The organism is Megalodesulfovibrio gigas DSM 1382 = ATCC 19364 (assembly GCF_000468495.1).
Classification (GTDB): domain Bacteria; phylum Desulfobacterota; class Desulfovibrionia; order Desulfovibrionales; family Desulfovibrionaceae; genus Megalodesulfovibrio; species Megalodesulfovibrio gigas.
In genome coordinates this window covers 3,550,167-3,568,861 of sequence record NC_022444.1, presented here as the reverse complement: position 1 = coordinate 3,568,861, position 18,695 = coordinate 3,550,167, and the positions used below count along the sequence as shown (strand labels likewise).

The 18,695-nt window shown below is 64.1% G+C and carries 15 protein-coding genes; 10 read left to right on the top strand and 5 right to left on the bottom strand.

The window, feature by feature from the left end; genetic code table 11:
* Positions 1 to 361: 361 nt before the first annotated feature.
* From rpsB to tsaB, 9 genes are all read left to right on the top strand, one after another.
* Positions 362 to 1,147 (top strand): 30S ribosomal protein S2, encoded by a 786-nt coding sequence (gene rpsB / locus DGI_RS15745; RefSeq protein WP_021762218.1) that lies wholly within the window; start codon positions 362 to 364, stop codon positions 1,145 to 1,147.
* 245 nt (positions 1,148 to 1,392) lie between these two features.
* Complete coding sequence (gene tsf / locus DGI_RS15740; protein ID WP_021762217.1) at positions 1,393 to 2,304, top strand: translation elongation factor Ts; 912 nt, start codon at positions 1,393 to 1,395, stop codon at positions 2,302 to 2,304.
* Between the two features lie 121 nt (positions 2,305 to 2,425).
* Positions 2,426 to 3,148 carry a UMP kinase gene (gene pyrH, locus DGI_RS15735; RefSeq protein ID WP_021762216.1) on the top strand — a complete coding sequence of 241 codons (723 nt, stop codon included), beginning with the start codon at positions 2,426 to 2,428 and terminating at the stop codon, positions 3,146 to 3,148.
* 1 nt (position 3,149) lies between these two features.
* Positions 3,150 to 3,695, top strand: coding sequence for a ribosome recycling factor (gene frr / locus DGI_RS15730; protein WP_021762215.1), 546 nt, complete (start codon positions 3,150 to 3,152; stop codon positions 3,693 to 3,695).
* 2 nt (positions 3,696 to 3,697) lie between these two features.
* A complete protein-coding gene (gene uppS, locus DGI_RS15725) occupies positions 3,698 to 4,444 on the top strand; it encodes a polyprenyl diphosphate synthase (protein WP_021762214.1) in 747 nt (248 codons plus the stop codon).
* 4 nt (positions 4,445 to 4,448) lie between these two features.
* Positions 4,449 to 5,306 carry a phosphatidate cytidylyltransferase gene (locus DGI_RS15720; protein ID WP_021762213.1) on the top strand — a complete coding sequence of 286 codons (858 nt, stop codon included), beginning with the start codon at positions 4,449 to 4,451 and terminating at the stop codon, positions 5,304 to 5,306.
* 9 nt (positions 5,307 to 5,315) lie between these two features.
* Positions 5,316 to 6,590: a 1-deoxy-D-xylulose-5-phosphate reductoisomerase gene (dxr, locus tag DGI_RS15715; protein WP_021762212.1), complete on the top strand. Its 1,275-nt coding sequence runs from the start codon at positions 5,316 to 5,318 to the stop codon at positions 6,588 to 6,590.
* 10 nt (positions 6,591 to 6,600) lie between these two features.
* The gene (gene rseP, locus DGI_RS15710; RefSeq protein WP_051286254.1) at positions 6,601 to 7,782 is read left to right on the top strand and encodes an RIP metalloprotease RseP; all 1,182 of its coding nucleotides are present in this window, start codon (positions 6,601 to 6,603) and stop codon (positions 7,780 to 7,782) included.
* The gene (tsaB, locus tag DGI_RS15705; RefSeq protein ID WP_021762210.1) at positions 7,779 to 8,534 is read left to right on the top strand and encodes a tRNA (adenosine(37)-N6)-threonylcarbamoyltransferase complex dimerization subunit type 1 TsaB; all 756 of its coding nucleotides are present in this window, start codon (positions 7,779 to 7,781) and stop codon (positions 8,532 to 8,534) included. Before rseP ends, tsaB begins: the two co-directional genes overlap by 4 nt.
* Before the next feature lie 105 nt (positions 8,535 to 8,639).
* Here the strand turns inward: tsaB and fliS are convergent, their stop codons facing one another.
* The 5 genes from fliS to DGI_RS17580 all read right to left on the bottom strand — a co-directional run bounded on the left by fliS (position 8,640) and on the right by DGI_RS17580 (position 17,420).
* Positions 8,640 to 9,371 carry a flagellar export chaperone FliS gene (gene fliS, locus DGI_RS15700; RefSeq protein ID WP_021762209.1) on the bottom strand — a complete coding sequence of 244 codons (732 nt, stop codon included), beginning with the start codon at positions 9,369 to 9,371 and terminating at the stop codon, positions 8,640 to 8,642.
* Between the two features lie 39 nt (positions 9,372 to 9,410).
* Complete coding sequence (gene fliD / locus DGI_RS15695) at positions 9,411 to 11,132, bottom strand: flagellar filament capping protein FliD (RefSeq protein WP_027192853.1); 1,722 nt, start codon at positions 11,130 to 11,132, stop codon at positions 9,411 to 9,413.
* A gap of 155 nt (positions 11,133 to 11,287) precedes the next feature.
* Complete coding sequence (locus DGI_RS15690) at positions 11,288 to 12,181, bottom strand: flagellin N-terminal helical domain-containing protein (protein WP_021762207.1); 894 nt, start codon at positions 12,179 to 12,181, stop codon at positions 11,288 to 11,290.
* Positions 12,182 to 12,636: 455 nt separating this feature from the next.
* Positions 12,637 to 16,443, bottom strand: coding sequence for a pyruvate carboxylase (locus DGI_RS15685; RefSeq protein ID WP_021762206.1), 3,807 nt, complete (start codon positions 16,441 to 16,443; stop codon positions 12,637 to 12,639).
* The gene (locus DGI_RS17580) at positions 16,440 to 17,420 is read right to left on the bottom strand and encodes a biotin--[acetyl-CoA-carboxylase] ligase (protein WP_021762205.1); all 981 of its coding nucleotides are present in this window, start codon (positions 17,418 to 17,420) and stop codon (positions 16,440 to 16,442) included. Before DGI_RS17580 ends, DGI_RS15685 begins: the two co-directional genes overlap by 4 nt.
* Positions 17,421 to 17,464: 44 nt before the next feature.
* Here DGI_RS17580 and DGI_RS15675 point away from each other — a divergent pair, with 44 nt between their 5' ends.
* The gene (locus DGI_RS15675) at positions 17,465 to 18,616 is read left to right on the top strand and encodes an HD domain-containing protein (RefSeq protein WP_021762204.1); all 1,152 of its coding nucleotides are present in this window, start codon (positions 17,465 to 17,467) and stop codon (positions 18,614 to 18,616) included.
* The last annotated feature ends 79 nt before the right edge of the window (positions 18,617 to 18,695 follow it).

The following is an 18,695-nucleotide window of genomic DNA, read 5'->3' as shown; positions in this document are numbered from 1 at the left end:
GCGAGGCAACGGGCTGGAACCATTCGAGATTACAAACTCTCTCTCGCAGTGTCTCTCCAGGCCATCGCGCGTCAGTGCAGCACCAAAGCCGTGGGGAAAAACGCTGCCGGGCAGGCGCAGGGAGTTCCGGTTCGGTCTTGGTTGGGTTGTGATACATCATTTCGTAACAAACTGCAAAGGCAGAATGAAGGGTGCATTGGAGCTTTTGCTTGCCATCACGCAAGAAACCTCCTATGAATCCCTGTTCCCTACTTCACACATCCCGGACTTGAGGGGTGTCGTGCCGTGCACGACCCAAGTACCTGCGCGCGCCGCAGGGCTGCCGGGATGGAGGCCAACCCCCACCGAAAGGAGAAAATCCATGGCCTACGTAACGATGAAGCAGATGCTGGAAACCGGCGTGCACTTTGGTCACCAGACCCGCCGCTGGAATCCCAAGATGCGGCCCTACATCTTTGGCGCCCGCAATGGCATCCACATTATCGACCTGCAGCAGACCGTCAAGCTCTTTCAGACTGCCCACGACGCCATTGCCAACACTGCTGCCAGCGGCGCCAAGGTGCTCTTCATCGGCACCAAGCGTCAGGCCCAGGAAATCGTCAAGGCTGAAGCCGAGCGCTGCGGCATGCACTTCGTGGTGGATCGCTGGATGGGCGGCACCCTGACCAACTACAGCACCATCCGCCAGTCCGTGGATCGCCTGAAGAAGCTGGAAGCCGCCTTCGAAGACGGCACCATCCGCCGCTTCCATAAAAAGGAAGTGCTGCGTTTCCAGCGCGAAGTGGAAAAGCTGAACCTGGTGCTTGGCGGCATCAAAGATATGGAAGGCCTGCCCCAGCTGGCGTTCATCATCGATCCCAAGCGTGAAGAAATCGCCGTGCAGGAATGCAAGAAGCTGGGCATTCCCATCGTGGCTGTGACTGACACGAACTGCGATCCGGACAACATCGACTACATCATCCCCGGCAACGACGACGCCATCCGCGCCATCAAGCTCTTTGTGGGCGCCATGGCCGACGCCGTGCTGGAAGGGCTGGCCAGCCGCAAGGAAGAAGCCCCGGCCAAGGGCAAGGGAGCGGACGGCAAATCCGCATCCAAGGCGGAAGCCTCGGCCAAGGATGGCGATGAGGGCGGTTCGGACGCCTAGTGTTATGATATCCCTGGAAACAAGGCGATGTTTCCATCGCCTTGTTTCTGGGAAGACCGTCCGCCGGGATGCATGCATTTCGGTGGACTCTATGGAGCCTGCGGCTCCGGGGCCGCCCTCACGGCAGCCCTGTGTGTTGTGTTTTCATGCACACGTGAGTTGAGGACGCAACACTCGTTCCGCCCTTGCGACGTCCCGAAACCATACGTATCAGAATCTGACCGAAGACCAAGGAGTGCACGCACATGGCTGCAATCAGCGCCACGCAGGTCAAAGAACTGCGTGAAAAAACCGGCGCCGGCATGATGGACTGCAAAAAGGCTCTGGCCGAATGCGAAGGCGACGAGCAGAAAGCCACCGAATGGCTGCGCGCCAAGGGCCTGGCCAAGGCTGCCAAGAAGGCCGGCCGCGCCACGGGCGAGGGGCTGGTCGGCTTTGCCGCCAAGGACGGCGCTGCCGCCCTGGTGGAACTGATGTGCGAAACCGACTTCGTGGCCCGTAACGAGAGCTTCCAGGCCCTGGCCGCCAAGCTGGCGGAAACCGTGGCCACCGCAGCTCCGGCCTGCGCCGCAGGGCATGAACTCGTCCACACCGCGTCTGAGGAATGCTTCCTCAACGTCCTGGTGGACGGCCGCCCCGTGCAGGAACTGGTGAACGACGCCATCAGCGTGCTGGGCGAAAACATGCAGGTGGGCCGTCTGGCGCGCCTGGCTCCCGCCTCCACCGGCGGCATCGGCGCGTACATCCACGCCAACGGCAAGATCGGCGTGCTGGTGGAAGTGCTGTGCACCAAGGCCGAGACTGTCGCCACGGACGCCTTCAAGGTCCTGGGCAAGGATTTGGCCATGCAGGTCGCCGCGGCCAACCCCGTGTGCACCACTGCCGATCAGGTGCCCGCCGAACTGATGGAGCGCGAACGCGCTTTCTGCCGCGAGCAGACCCTGAAGGAAGGCAAGCCCGAAAACATCGTCGAAAAGATCGTCGAGGGCCGCATGCAGAAATTCTTCAAGGAAATCTGCCTGCTGGAACAGCCCTTCATCAAGGACGACAAGAAGTCCATCAAGCAGTTGCTGGCCGAAGCCGGCAAGGCCATGGGCGATACCCTGACCCTGGGCTGCTTCGTGCGTCTGGCCCTGGGTGAAGGCGCCTCCGAATAGGCCCTTCCCGACGTCTCCCCCACGGCGGGGGCCGGCTTGCTCCAGCCCCCGCCGTGTTGCCTGTTTTGTTTCCTGTTTTACGCGTTTGCGCCCCTTTCACTCGCAACGGGAGCGACCCCACATGAGCGGCCTTGCCTACAATCGCGTCCTGCTCAAGCTCTCCGGCGAAGCCCTTGCCGGACCCCTGGACTTCGGCATCGACCCCGACACCGTCAACGGCTTTGCCCGCGAAATTGCGGAAATCGTCGGCCTGGGCTGTCAGGTGGCCCTGGTGGTGGGTGGCGGGAATATCTTCCGCGGCATGGCAGCCTCCGAGCAGGGCATGGATCGCGCCAGCGCGGACTACATGGGCATGCTGGCCACGGCCATGAACGCCCTGGCCGTGCAGGATTCCCTGGAAAAAATCGGCCTGGAGACGCGCGTGCTCTCGGCCATCACCATGCGCGAAGTGGCCGAGCCATACATCCGCCGCCGCGCCGTGCGGCACCTGGAGAAGGGCCGCGTGGTCATCTTCGCCGCCGGCACGGGCAATCCTTTCTTCACCACAGACACCGCCGCCGCCCTGCGGGCCATCGAAGTGAAGTGCGACGCCATCCTCAAGGCCACCAAGGTGGACGGCGTCTACGACAAGGACCCCAAAAAATTCAGCGACGCCGTGAGATTCGACCGCCTGACCCACCTGGAGGCCCTGCGCCGCCGTCTGGGCGTCATGGACTCCACGGCCCTCTCCCTGGCTATGGACAATGCGCTGCCCATCGTCGTATTCAACCTCTTTGCCCCGGGCAACATCAAACGGGTGGTCCTGGGCGAACCGGTCGGCACCCTGGTCCAAGGAGGCGAATAACATGCAGAATATTATTGCGGATGCCAAGGATCGCATGGCCAAGGCCGTGTCGAACCTGGAAAAGGAATTCTCCAAACTGCGCACCGGTCGCGCGTCCACGTCCCTGGTGGAAGATCTGAAGGTGGACTACTACGGCACCCCCACGCCCATCGCCCAGGTGGCGTCCGTGGCTGTGCCGGACAGCCGCACCATCACCATCCAGCCTTGGGATCGCAACGCATTCTCGGACATCGAAAAGGCCATCCAGAAGTCCGATCTGGGCCTGAACCCCGTCAACGACGGCAAGATGCTGCGCATCATCATCCCGCCCCTGACGGAAGAACGCCGCAAAGATCTGGTGAAGGTGGCCAAGAAGTACACCGAGGAAGCCAAGGTCGCCGCTCGCAACGTCCGCCGCGACGCCAACGATGCCCTGAAGAAGCTCAAGGACGTCTCTGAGGATGAAGTCCACAAGGCCCAGGAACAGGTGCAAAAGCTCACCGACGACACCGTGGCCAAGCTGGACCAGACCCTGCAGAAAAAAGACAAGGAAATCATGGAGCTGTAGTCCTGACTTCCGAGCTTCGCCACGCCGGCGCACCGGCGCACATCGCCATCATTATGGACGGCAACGGCCGTTGGGCCCAGGGCCGGGGACTCTCCCGCAGCCATGGGCACACGGCCGGTGCCGAGGCGGCCATCCGCATGGTCACGGCGTGCGCCCATCGCGGCGTGCGCCATTTGACGCTCTACACCTTTTCCACGGAGAACTGGTCGCGTCCCAAAGAGGAAGTGGGCCACCTCTTCGACCTGCTGGCCCGCCTGCTCACGCGGGAACTGCCCGTCTTTCTGGCCAACAACGTCCGCCTGCGGATCCTGGGCGAATGGAGCGAGCTGCCCTTTGCCTCCCGCCAGGTGCTCAAGCTGGTGCTGGCCAAAACTGCCCACAATACCGGCCTGACCCTCAACCTGGCCCTGAACTACTCCGGCCGGGGCGAGATTCTGCGCGCCTGCCGCCGGCTCATCGAAGCCGGCCTGGCCTCCGACGACGTAACCGAAGACCGCTTTGCCCAGGAACTCTACACCGCCGGGCAGCCCGATCCCGATCTCATCATCCGCACCTCGGGCGAACTGCGGCTCTCCAACTATCTGTTGTTCCAGGCAGCCTACAGCGAATTTTACTTCACGGACAAGCACTGGCCCGATTTCGACGAGGCCGAGCTGGACGCCGCCATCGCCAGCTACCTTGCCCGGCAACGACGCTTTGGCCGCACCGGCGAGCAGGCCGAGCCCGCACCCCTTGCTCAAGGAGACTGACGCCATGGCCCTTGCTGGACGATTCGGCGCGCACGGCGCACGACTGGCCACGGGCACGGCCCTTGGCGTGGTGGCTGCAAGCTGTCTGGCCCTTGGCGGCTGGCCGCTCTTTGTCCTGGCGCTGCTGGCCGGCCTGGCCGCAGCCTGGGAATTTCTGAGCCTGACCCACACCTCCCTGCCCGGCCGCATCATCACCCTGGCCGCCCTGACCGGCGGCATGGCGGCAGTGCAGCTCGGCCAACCCGCGGTGGCCGTGGCCGTGCTGGGACTCACCTGGTGGCTGGGCAGCCTGGGCTTTCTGCTGCGCAGCGGCTCGCCGGCCAAGAGGGACTCTGCCAGTGGGGACGCTGCCGGCTGGCTGATCTGGCAGACGCCGGCCTCGACCCTGCTGTACATCGCCGCGCCCCTGTGCATCGCCCTGAGCTGGACACCCTGGCAGAACGCCCTGGTGCTGGCCGGCACCATCGCCTCGGATGTGGGCGCCTATTACGCCGGACACCTCATCGGCGGTCCCAAGCTCTGGCCCGCAGTGAGCCCCAAGAAGACCTGGGCCGGCAGCCTGGGCGGTTTGGCCGCCACCCTGGCCCTTACCGCAGGCGCGGGGCAGATCTGGGGGGTCCAACTTGTGGGACTGGACCCTGGCGTCTCTTTCCCCCTGTGGACCTGGCTGGCGCTGGGGGCCACCATCTCCGTGGCCGCGCAGCTGGGGGATCTGTTCGAATCCGCCCTCAAGCGCCACGCCGGGGTGAAGGATTCCGGCACGCTGTTGCCCGGCCATGGCGGCGTGCTGGACCGTATCGACGGGCTCCTGGCCGCCGCACCGGCCGCCGGCCTGTTTGTGTTTGTGTGGAACATGCTGTAATCGACCACAATGGCCTGCATCGACTACATTTCCCGCTTGCCAGAGCCCGGCGAGCTGCCCTTCCCGCGCAGTCTGGTGCTGCTGGGGGCCACGGGCAGCATCGGCACCAGCGCCCTGGCGGTCATCGAGGCGCATCCTGATAAATTCCGGATCCTTGGTCTGGCTGGTGCGCGCAATGTGCAGCGGCTGGCCCAGCAGGCAGCGCGACACCGGCCGCCGTATCTGGCCGTGCTGGACGACGCGCACGCCGCCGCCCTCATCCCCCTGCTGCCCGCCGGGTATGCGCCGGAACTCCTCATCGGCCCCGCGGGCTATGCGGCCATGGCGGCCCTGCCCCAGGCCCAGGTGGTGCTTTCGGCCATGGTGGGCGCGGCGGGGCTGGAATCCACCCTGGCCGCCGTGCAGGCTGGCAAGGTGGTGGCCCTGGCCAACAAGGAAAGCCTGGTGCTGGCCGGGGATCTCATCCGCGCCGCGGCCCGGACCTCGGGCGCGGTCATCCTGCCTGTGGATTCCGAGCACAACGCCCTGTTCCAGGCCATGGCCGGACACAACGGCCACGCCCTGCGCCGGCTCATCCTCACGGCCTCGGGCGGCCCGTTCCGGGAGAAGGATCGCGCGTTTCTGGAAGCCGTCACCCCTGCCCAGGCCCTCAGGCATCCCAACTGGAGCATGGGCGCAAAAATTTCCATTGATTCTGCAACGTTGATGAACAAGGGCCTGGAGGTCATCGAGGCCTGCCACCTCTACGGCCTGCCTGTGGAGATGGTGGACGTGCTGGTGCACCCGCAGAGCATCGTCCATTCCCTGGCCGAATTCGAGGACGGCTCCCAGCTGGCCCACCTGGGGCCGCCGGACATGCGCATCGCCATTGCCTATTGTCTGGCCCATCCCGAACGCCTGGCCCTGGACATCCCTTCCTTGTCCCTGGCTTCCCTGGGCAGCTTGACTTTTGCCAGCCCGGATGTAGAAAAATTCCCATGCTTGCAACTGGCCATACACGCGGCGGCGACCATGGCGGACTGCGGTCCGCAGGGAGGCAACGGCGCCTGCGTGGTGCTCAACGCCGCCAACGAGGTCGCTGTGGACGCCTTTTTGGCCGGACGCTGCACGTTTCTGGAAATCGCACGTCTGGTGGAAGATGCCGTGCAGTCCTGGCGGCAAAGCGGCCCCTTTGGGGCCCTGGATCTCCAGACCACCCTGACCCTGGATGCCGACGCCAGAGCCCTGGCCCTGCGGCGCCTCGACTTGCTGCCAGCCGGTCTGCCGACCGGCATGCCTGAGTGAAGATATTCGCATGGACGTTTCTACACTGCTCAATTCCACTGTGGCCATCGTCGTCACCCTCGGGGTGCTCATTGCGTTCCACGAGTTCGGGCACTTCCTGGTGGCCAAGCTCCTGGGCATGGGGGTGAAGACGTTTTCCGTGGGCTTCGGCCCCAAACTGCTGGGCTTCCGCTACGGCCGCACCGCCTACAAACTGGCCCTCATTCCCCTGGGCGGGTACGTGGCCCTGGTGGGCGAGGACGACCGCGGCGAGCTGGTGGAAGGCTTTACCGAGCGCGAGCACTTCCATTCCCGCCCGCCGTGGCAGCGGCTGCTGGTAGTCTTTGGCGGGCCGTTCTTCAACTATCTGCTGGCCCTCCTCCTGTTCTGGGGCCTGTTCTTCATGCTGGGCGAGATGCGGCTGTTGCCCGTGTTCAAGAACGTCCGGCCGGACACCCCCGCCGCCGCGGCCGGGTTTGCCCCGGGCGACAGGGTCCTGGCCATCGACGGCGAATCCATCACCTACTGGAAGGACATGGAGCGGCGCATCCAGGCCAGCCAGGGCCAACCCCTGCGCTTCACCGTGGATCGCACCGCCGGCGAGACCGAACTGACGGTACAGCCGCAACCGGTGATGGATCTGGATGTCCTGGGCGAGCAGAAGCAGTACTGGCGCATTGGCGTGGAATCGGATCCCGAGCAGTTCACGCCCGTGTCCCTGGGGCTGGTGGAGGCTGCCGTCTCCAGCTGGAAGCGCTGCTGGTTCATCGTGGAAAACTCGGTGCGCGGCATCGGGCTGCTTATCCAGGGCCGCGTGCCCTTCAATCAGGTGAGCGGACCCATCGGCATTGCCCAGATGGTGCACGAGACGGCCAAGGTGGGCGCGGTGGCCGTGGTCAGCTTCATGTGCTTCTTCTCCATCAACCTGGCCATCTTCAACCTGCTGCCCATCCCGGTGCTGGACGGCGGGCACATCCTGTTCTTTCTGGTGGAATGGGTCCGGGGCAAGCCGGTGAATCCGCGGCTGCAGGAATGGACCACCAAGTTCGGCCTGGGGCTGCTCCTCACCATCATGGTCCTGGCCCTGTACAACGACATCACCCGCAAGGGCACCCCTCTGGATGTGGCCCAGCAGGAGATGGAAGCGCGCCTCAACGCCACCCGCAACAGCACCAACAGCGCGCTGCAGGTCGGGGGCAACGCCACGCCGTGAGGCCGCTGCTCGTCATCAACTGCGCTGAGACGCGGCTGCAGCTGGCCCTGGGCCTGCACGACGGCGACGGGCCGCAGGTGTGGGCCTTCCAGGAGTGGATGGCCCCCGGCAGGGCCAACCCCCTGCTGGCCCCTGGCGTGCAGGGCATGCTGGCTGCCTGTTCCCTGCGGCCGCAGGATCTGGCCGGCATTGCCTGCGTCGTCGGGCCGGGCAGCTTTACCGGCGTGCGCATGAGCCTGGCCTTTGCCGAGGGCCTGCGTCTGGCGGCCGGCGTGCCTCTGGCCGGCCTGGCCTACCCTGCCCTGCTGGCCCGGGCCGCCCGGCAACGGCTGGACGCGCCCGCAACGCCGCTGCTTGTGCTCACCCATGCCCGCAAAGGGTTGTGTTACGTGCAACGGTTCCATGCCGGCGACGCCTCGGCCATTGATATCCTGCCCACGCTGGACGCACTGGACGCCATGGAGGACACTGCCTGCCACGTGCTCGGCAGCGCCCTGCGGCAGGCTCCGGCAGCAGTGCAGGACGTGTTGCAGCAGCACCCCCGCTGCCGGCTGCTGCCGACGTATTTTGATCACCCCGACGGCGAGAGCCTGCTTGTGGCGGCGGCCGAGGCCGACTACGCCCATGCGCCCCTAGTTCCGCTGTATCTGCGTCCCAGCGATGCGGAAGCGAATCTGGAATCCATCGCCCTGGCCAAAGGCATGGACCCTGCCGTGGCCCGGCGCGCGCTGACCGACCTCATGTCATCCTGACTCCCGGACTGCCCCTTCGTTCAACCGAAACCGTCCACTGCACCCGCACAGGGCGGCTGCAGTGGACGGTTTCGCGTCGCGCGATGCGGATGACGGCGTGGCGGATCAGGTCGTCTTGGAAATCTTCTCGTACAGCCGGGTGCCTGCCAGACGCTTGGCTGCGGCGGGGGGGGCGGTGTCATCATCAGATTTTGGTCCAGTCACGCCCAGGGGGGGCACAATGCCCAAACGGCCTGCTCCCGGACGCTGCGGTTCTCCCTGACCGGACGCCGGCGAGGGGGAGGCGGCATTTTTTTCCGGGCTGGCGCCGCCGCGGCCCTTTTGCAGCCAGAAGGATGCGGAAAGCAGCGCGCCCTGATCCGGGGCGGCTGCCGGTGGCTTGGTTCCGCCGCCTCCCATGGCCCCCGGCGTTGCTGCCGGCGAAGAAGGCACCGAGGCCGCCATGGCCGGCGCATTTGCCGGCGGGGCCACATTGCCTTTGATGACTTCCTGATACGCCGACCGCAGGCCAGACAGGATGGTCACCACCTCTTCCACCATGGCCACATCCATATTGATGTTGGCCTGCAGCAATCGCTTCTGGCAAAAGAAGTACAGCCGGTGCAGGTTACCGGCAATATCGCCACCCTTGTTCATGTTCAGGCTGCATTCCAGCTCCGAGATGATGTCCAGGGCCTTGGAGATGAGAATGCCCTTCTGGGCATAATCCCGCTCCTTGATCTTCTCCTGAGCCTGCCGCAGGAACTTGATGGCGCCTTCGTACAGCATCAGCAGGATCTCACCCTGGGACGTGGTGCCCACGGATGTCTGGAGGTAGGCGGTTGCAGCTTTTTGCATGCAATACTCCTGCACGGCGCCGTGTCCGTGCGTTCTCGGTTAGGACGAAGACAGCTGCGAAATCTGGCTTTCCATGGAGGTGCTGAGGTTCTCGTACTCGCCCAGCAGGGCCTCCAGACGGCTGAATTTGAGCCGCATGTTCGTTTCCATGAGCGCCAGCCGCTGCTCTTCGTAATCTATTTTCTTGTCGATGCTTTTGATGATGTCCGTGTAGTTGTCTTCCAGAATGTTCAGGGCGCCGGTTTCGCCGTTGGTGATGTCCTTGAGGACCGCGGCCATTTCCCCGGACTTGCCTTGCTTGAGCCGCACCACGCCCTTGCCGGTGGAATCTGCCGGGAAGTCGTTGATGTTGATGACCATGCCTCGGGAGTTACCCTCCATGGAGGTGATGGTGCCCTTCTCATTGTCCACGTTGGCGGCCTTGCCGTCAATGACCGCGCCGGTAATGACGCCGCCGCTCACGGTGTAGGAGACATCATAGACCCCGGCCTTGGTGACGCCGGTAACGCCGGAGTAGTAACTGAAGTTGCCGGTGTCCACCCGCTCGCCGCCAATGTTGGTGGCGGCAAAGAGCTCGGCCACGGCATTGGGCTCCTGGCGCAGCACATCGTCAAGAATTTCGGCGTCGATGACCAACAGGCCCTGGGTCAGGGACCCCTCATTCGCGTCTGTCATGATGCCAATCTGGGAAAGCGAGGAAATTTTATCGCCCGTTGCCGGCGGGCCGGCGTTGTAGCGCAAAAAGCCGTTGCCAATCTCGGCGGTCACCTGCTTGAGCTGGCTGTCCACGAGCTGCACGGCGTAGTTGCCGGTCATCACCGAGCCCTGCTCCAGGTTCTCGTCAAACTTTGTCAGCGTCTTTACCAAGGAGCGGACCGTATTGACGTTGTCCACAAAGGACTGGATATTTTCCTTCACGGAATCGTAGTCCGTTTCCACACTGATGGTCACGGCAGCAGGCGGGTTGGACCCCAGGCTCTTCAGGTTGAAGGTCAGGCCCTGCACCACATCGGTAAGCGTATTGGAATTGGATTCGATCCAGGCGTCCGATGCGGAGGGCCAGCCATCCACCTTGACCTGTGCGTTGCGCGCCGCCTGGGTGATGGAGAAGTCCGAGGCATCGTTGAACGCGGCATTGGACATGGTGGTCGCGCTGGCATTGAAGGAAAGCGATGCATTGCTGCCCAGGTCCAGCCCGCGCATCTGCAGGTAGTATTGCGAGCCGTCGGTGATGATGGACGCACGCACGCCGGCGTTGGCGGGGTCGGAGTTGATGGCGCTGACCATTTGCTCCAGGGTGGCGCCCGCCCCCACGGTGACCGAGTAATCATTCCCCTTGTACGAATAGGCGAACGTCTGCGCCGAGGTGCTGGTGTTCACCTTGGTGGTCTTGCTGGCCAGCCCGTTTGCATTGGTGATGACGGCGTTGGCGGCAAGCTGATTGACCACAATGGAATGCGATCCCGATTCGGCCGTGGCATCCGCGCTGGCCGTCAGCACGGAAGAATCGCTGGAAGCCACGCCCTTTGTCAGGAATTCGGTCATGGAATCCATGGTTTCGAGGGTGGACTTCAGATTGAGCATGGCGGTGTTGATTTCGTTCAGCGCCTCAATCTTGGTTTCCCATTCCGTCTTCCAGGCCTCCATCTGCTTCTTGTGGTAGGACTCCACCTCAATCAGCTTGGTGACCATGGATTCGAAGTCCGTCCCGGACCCCAGCCCCGTGAACGTAATGGATCCGACATTCACATCTGTAGACATATGCTCGTCCCGTGTGGTCATAGTTTCCTGGACATGGCAATCGGGAGGGCACTTGCAATCAAAGTGCCAAGGCCGGACCAGGGGGCAGGGTCCCTGGTCCGGCACATGGCGGGCAACACGTTGTCAGAGAGCGGGCGTCATGGACGCCAGGGGCGTTAACCGCCGATGAGCTGCATGGCCATCCTGGGCAGGGAGTTGGCCTGGGAGAGCATGGCGACGGCAGACTGGGTCAGAATCTGCTGGCGGACGAACTCCGTCATTTCCAGGGAGACATCCACGTCGCTGATGCGCGATTCGGCGGACTGCAGGTTTTCACTCTGGATTTCCAGGTTGGTGATGGTGTTCTGCAGGCGGTTCTGCAGCGCGCCCAGGTTGGCGCGGATGATGTCCTTGGAGACAATGGCCGTGCGCAGGGCCACCAGGGCCTTCTGGGCGGAATCCTGCGTGGAGATGGAGAATCCGTTCACCCCGGCGGCAGCCTGGTTGCCCACGCCCAGAGAGGACGCGGTGGCCGAGCTGATCTGGACGTAGTAGTAGTCTTCCGCGCTGTCGTTGGCCGTGCCGAAATGGACCTTCAGCCTGCCCGTGGAAACCAGGCCGGTGCCGTCGTGGCTGGTGCTGGAGAGGTTGCCGTTGAGCAGGTAAATACCGTTGAAGTCCGTGGCGTTGGCGATTCGGGTGATTTCCGAGGCCATGGCCTGGTATTCGGAATCGATGATCAGGCGCTGGTCGGAGGTGTAGGTGCCGGTGGCGGCCTGTTCCGCCAGTTCCTTCATGCGGATGAGCTTTTCGTCGATGACGCCCAGGGCCCCGTCCGCAGTCTGGATCAGGGAGATGGCGTCGTTGGCGTTGCGCACACCCTGGTTCAGGGCGGCGATGTCCGAGCGCATGATCTCGCGGATGGCGAGACCAGCGGCGTCATCGGCGGCAGAGTTCACCCGAAGGCCGGAAGAAAGGCGTTGAACAGAAGTGCCGAGCTGGCCGTAATGGTTGCCCAGGGTCCGGGCCGCATTGGCGGCCATCATATTGTGGTTGATAACCAGAGACATGGCGTTTCCTCCTTGAAGTTGCACAGGCGTCCTTGCCTGCGATGGCCGAATCCGTGGCCATATGGACCGCACTTGCCGTCATGCCTGGAGGAATCCTTTCCTCCGTGCCCCCGGTGACATCCCGAGGGGGTGGCGTGATGGTTTCGCCGTGCAGTTACCCGTCTTCTCGTCTGGTCCGGGCAAAAGTTTAGGGCCAAAAAACGGGGTCCGGACAATTTCCAGGCTCCCCCCCGCGACAACAAAATATGCCGGCAAGGCGGAGCGTGCACGCTCCTCCCTGCCGGCATCATGTTCAAGCAATCAATGCAACGGCGATTGTGACGTCCCCGAAATAAGACGATGTTTCCATCATCTTATTTCGGGGAGGACCGTCCGNGGCTCCGGGGCCGCCTTGCAGGCGGCCCAGTGTTGCGTCTTCCATATATGGACATGTTTTGAGGACGCAACACTATACGCTACGCCGGGTCAGGATCCCCCTCCATCCCCCGCTGGCCAGCCAGCTCTTCGGGGCTCAGGGTGCAGCACATGGGCGTGCCACAGTGGGGGCAGAAGGCGCATTCATCCATGGGCGCGGCCTTGCTGCAGGCAGCGCACACATGGGGCGCCGGTTCCAGCTCCACCAGCAGCTCGCCTTCCTTCACGGGGATCATCCGCTTGTCGTCGGAGTACTGGGCGGACTTGAGCACCCGCTTCACCCGGCCATCCACCGGGGAGAGCACGGCCTTTTCCTGCTTCATGATGGAGATGTTGAACAGCTCCTCGCCCTTCTGGACCATGTCTCCAGGGGAGATGTACATGACCCAGAGGTCGCCGTTGGAAGGCGCGCCCACGTGGTACGGGTTGCGGGGATCAGCCATGGGCACGCGCGTGGCGCCGCCGCGCAGGGGTTCCACCACCTGCACTTCGTGGGCCATCACTTCCGAGTCCAGCACATAGCGCACAATGCTCTTGCCCTCCGGCCCGGGCCGGGAAATGGTCAGCAGATGCATGTTGTGCGGCATGCCGTTGGAGTCCTGGAAGTTCATGTCCTCCCCAGGGTCCAGCCCTTCGAACCAGACGTGCAGGGGCAGCTGGTTGGGATCGCCATACTGATGCTGAAACTCCATGGTCTTCAAGGCGTCACCGGGATGGTTGAGGTACATGACCACCTCTTCCTCCGTGGGCGCGCGCTTGAGCAGCTCGGCCAGCTTGGCTTCCTCGGCGGCCATGTCCACATCGTCCAGGCACTCCAGGGGGGAGCGCTCGGTGCGGTTTTCCAGGGCCTTCTTGTAGTCCGGGCCAAAGGCGGATTCATACACCCATTCCGGCGGGAATCCCAGGGGCAGGCGGCCGTACTGGCCCAGGAGCAGATTGCGGAAGGCGTCGTTGGAATCCTGGTACAGCATGCAGGCCGTGCGGCGGAACTCCGGATTGCTGGTCAGCTGCGGATCCTTGACCACGGTATCCAGCACTTCCAGCAGGTACTGCACCTCGCTCTCCCCGCCGCGCTTGAAGGCCTGGGTCACGGCCTGGAAGGCGGTGTTCCAGGTGATCTGCGAACCGGGCGTCACGTCGTGGTAGCGCACGATGCGCCGCGTGCCGGCCAGGAACTTGAGCATGTACGGCACGAGCTTGATGTAGCCCTGCTTCATGGCTCCTTCCTGGGAGGACGAGATGGCCCCGCCAGGCATGCCGTGCTCCACCACATCGTGGTCCACGCCCTGGAAGTACGGCGCGGTGTAGCGGTCGTAATAGGGCATGATCTGCTTGAGGACGAAGTTCGTCGTGCGGATCATTTCCTTGTTGAGCTTGAGCGGCAGTCCCAGCTCTTCCTCAATGTACGCGGCGGTGGACTGCACATCGCCCTGGCCGTACCAGCGCACGGACGCGCCGATGGCCGTATCCACGATGTGCGCCCCGGCCTTGGCGGCCGCGCCCACGGCAGGCACGAAGAGCCCGTCCGTGAAGTGGCGGTGGGCATGCAGCACCAGATGCGGCCATGTCTTGCGCAGGGCGGTGACCAGCTCGGTCATGAACCGCGGCGGGCACACGCCGGCCATGTCTTTCAGGCCCAGGATGATGCGCTTGGAGACAGCCTCCTTGCTCGCGCCGGCCACAGCCGCGCACACGCGCAGGATCTCCTCGGTCACGGCCAGGTAATGCGGCACATCGAAGCCCGGCGCCCAGGACAGGGACAAGGACGGCTCGAACACCACTTCCTTGTTGCCCAGGGCCACCTCGGCAAAGGGCCGCATGTTTTCGATGTGGTTCAGGAAGTCGAAACAGCGGATAACGTCGTAATGCTCGCAGATCATCTCGCCGGTGCGGCGCATCAGGTTCTTCGGCTGCGGCTTGTACCCCAGCACGTTGGTGGACCGGATGAGGATCATCTTGTTGGTTTTGGGCGCAAAGCCGTTCCAGGCCGCGGCCTCGGTGAACGGGTACGTCATGTTCGCCAGCATGGCCACGTGGAAATGCGCGCCGCCGCCGTTCTCCAGGGCAAAGAAGCCGCAGTTGTCCAGGTAAGGACCCATGAGGGCATCCTCGGCCAGACGGAAGCGGTTGCCGGAGTTTGACTGGGTGATGTCCCGGGCGGTGGTGTCGGCAAAATGCACATAGCCGGAGTCGCGCACCATATCCACCAGGGCCTGGCCGTCGCGACGGGGATAGGCCGGCTTGTACGCCTTCTGATCAATGGCCGGCAGCACCGGCTCGAAGGCGGTCATGCGCGGGGTTTCCCGGGTACGGTACTTGCCCAGCTGCACATGGGTGTTCCAGCCCTTGGCGGAAATTTCCGCCGCCAGACGGGAAAGGCGGGTGGATTCGGATTCCACGTCCGTGTACTGCATCAGCTCCGGATGGCGGGCGATGAAGTTGGTGTCCAGATCCGCGGTGCGGAAGTCGTGGCACTTGAGGATCTGGCGGTAGAAGGGAATGGTGGTCTTGATGCCGCCCACCACGTACTCGCCCAGGGCGCGATCCATGATGGCGATAACCTTCTCCCAGCTCTTGCCATACCCGATGAGCAGGCTGCCGGCGGAATCGTACTGCGCCGGGAACTCGTAGCCCGCCGCAATGCAGGAATCCAGCCGCACCCCGGGGCCGCCCGTGGAGATGTACCGGCTGATGACGCCGCAGCTGGGGTTGAACCCGTTTTTGGGGTCCTCGCAGTTGATGCGCACCTGCATGGCGTGCTGCAGGGGGATGGTGTTTTCCTGGGTAAAGCGCAGCTGGCCGCCAAACGCAATGGCGATCTGCTCTTCCACCAAATCCACGCCGTAGCGGCATTCGGTGATGCCATGCTCCACCTGCAGGCGGGTGTTGACCTCAATAAGATAGGCCTCGCCGTCCTGCCCCACCAGAAACTCCACCGTGGCCAGGGAGTAGTAATCCACCGCGCGCACCAGGCGGCGGGCGTATTCCTTAAGCGCCCAGCGCAATTCCGACGTCATGCCGGACCAGGGCGAAGGGGTGATTTCAATCAGTTTTTGATGGTTGCGCTGCACGGAGCAATCACGTTCGTCAAAAGCGAATACATTTCCATATTTATCTGCCACCACCTGAATTTCGATGTGGCGGACGTTATCCATATATTTTTCCACAAACAGCCGCGGGTTGCCAAAGGATGCTTTGGCCATGGCCGAGGCTTTTTCAAAGGCGTTTTCCAGCTCTTCCATATTGGAGACCTTGGAAATGCCGCGGCCGCCGCCGCCGCCCTCGGCCTTGAGCATCACCGGAAAACCGATTTCCAGGGCAATGCGCCGGGCTTCGGGGATGTCCACGGCGCCATCGGAGCCGGGAACAACGGGAATATTCAGTGACTTTGCAATCTTGCGCGCCTCAACCTTGTTGCCCAGGCGGCGCATGGATTCTGCGCAGGAACCGATGAAAATGATGCCGGCTTCCTCGCACTTGGCGGGAAAGCTGTCGTCTTCCGAGGCAAAGCCCCAGCCGGGGTGGATGCCGATAATGCCCCGGGCCTTGGCCTTGCGGATGACGAGATCAATGTCCAGATAGGCCCGCGGATCCTCACCCAGGAGCACCAGCTCGCGGGCGCCGGCCGTCACCGGGGCGGTTTTGTCGATGTCTGTGGCTGTCAGGACGGGAATGGCGTTGAACTGTTCCTTGATGGAGCGCAGGATGCGCCGGGCGGGAATACCGCGGTTGGCCACCAGAATGGGCTTGCCGCGAACCTCTTCCAGGACGTCCTCAAAGCTTTTGCCCGTGCCCCTGGAAGCCGAGCGCAGCCCGAGACCGTTGATCTGCTGTTCGTTGTCAATCATGATGAGCGATCCAACCGGAAGGTAGAAGTGGAAAGAAGGCGAACGGCCGCCGCGCTGAAGGATGCAACACGACCATCCACGAGCCCCTGGAGGCTGCCGTCAACCCCCACGCCTACAACAGTTGCGACCAGTTTGTCAAAAAGCCTGCCATCCGTGGTCTGGGCGTCCTGCAGGGCCACGGCCTGCCCCAGCCAGGCCAACCGGCGCTCCGCCATCTGGCACAGCTCTTCCGGTGCAAACAAGTTCAAGGTGTTGCAGATGGATATGAGGCGCGGCAGGCAGGTCAGCCAGAAGAGCACCGGGCCGGTTTTCCAGCCCAGGGCAGCGGCTTCCACGGCGTATCCCTCGCGAAGATCCTTCGGCGAAGGCGCCCAGCCCAGGTTCACCCCCATGCCCACAACCATTGCCCCGCCTCGCTCCTCCACCAACAATCCGGCGATCTTTCTCCCCTGCCACAGAACATCATTCGGCCATTTGAGCTGCACATCGACGCCCAGCTGTCCCAGAGTCTCGGCCACGGCCAGCCCGGCGGCCAGAAAGGCCAGCGGTCCGCCCAGAATGCCGGCATTGGGCCAGCGGATCACCACATGCAGATTCTCCGGCGGCGAGCTCCACGGCCGGCGCACCTGCCCACGGCCGGCCCATTGTGTCACGGCCAGGATGCTGGAATACTCCGGGGCATCCCAGGTGGCGAACAGCCGCCAGGCCACATCCAGGCCGGAGGAGCACGGCCCGGCCAGCACCACCGGCGGCAGGGCGGCATCTCCCGGCGAAACCGGCCCCCGGCTGGCATGGTCCCAGGGGTACGGCGCTTCGGCCCACGGCCCCAGGGCGGCCAGTTCCTCCCCCCAGCGGCCCCATCCGGCCTCAACAGCCCGCGCCGGGGTGATGGATTCCGCCAGGCCCTGTGCGCCGGCCGCCCAGCACCAGACCGAGGGTCTTGCGCCGTGGCGCGTCCCGTGGCAATGAGTCTGCATCCACTTCCATCCTTTTTTCTTCACCGCTGCGTCTTCACAACATCGTGCAAATCTATCTGGTGGGCGGGGCCCTGCGAAACATGCTCCTGGGCATCCCGGAACACGACCGCGACTTCACCTGGTTCGGGGACGAAGCCGCCCTCACGGCCTTGTTGCCCGAGGCGCGGCGCGTGGGCAAGTGCTTCCCCATTTTCCTACACCACGGGCGGGAATACGCGCCGGGCCGCGGGCCGGACATCCAGGCCGATCTGGCCGCCCGCGATCTGACCATCAACGCCATCGCCCTGGCCCTGCACGGCGAACACGCCGGCCGCCTGCATCTGCATCCGCTGGCCGCCCACGACCTGCGTCACGGCTGGCTCAGGCCGGCCTCGGCCACCGCGTTGCTGGACGATCCCCTGCGCGTGTTCCGCCTGGCCCGGTTTGCTGCCCAGCTGCCGGACTTCCGCCTGCACTTCTCGGCCCTGGCCGCCATGAAGGAGGTGGCCCGCAAGGGCCTGCTGGACGGGCTGGATGCCGAGCGTGTGGGCGCGGAGGTGCTCAAGGCCATGGCCGCCCCCAGGCCGGGCCGGTTCCTGGAAGTGCTGGACCTGGGCGACTGCCTGGCCCCCTGGCTTGCCCCCCTGGACCGCGCCGCCGTCATCCCGGCCGGGCCGGCGGCCTATCACGGGGCCAATAGCGTCCTGACCCATACCGTCAATGTCATGAACGGGGTGCAGGCTGCCGGCGGCGACGCCCTGGCCGTATGGCTGGCCCTGTGCCACGATCTGGGCAAATGCGTCTCCCCGGTGCTGCGTCTGCCCCGGCATCACAGCCACGAGATCCACGGCGCGCCCCTGGCCCGGGCGCTGGCCGAACGGCTGCGGCTTTCCACCCGGCACCTCAAGGCGGCGGAATCGGCCTCCCTGCACCACATGAAACTCGGCGGCTACGCCCAACTGCGCCCCGGCACCCGCGTGGATCTGCTCATCGCCCTGCATCCCTTGCGCCTGCTGGACCCCATGCTGCTCCTGGCCCAGGCCGACCGCGCCCAGGTGGGTCTGGGCGACAGTTATGCCGACGCCATGCACCGCATCCGCGAGGACATGCGCCGCGTGCTTGCCGTGCAGTTGCCTGCCTCCCTGCGCAACAAGGGGCCCCTCTCCGGCCGCAAGCTCCGGGAGCTGCGCTGCCTGGCCATTGCCCGTGCGGAGTGAACCGACAGGGCATTTGTGAAAAAGACGGTTCACAACCGACGCGAAAATCTCTATCATATACCTTCCGTGAAACCTTGCG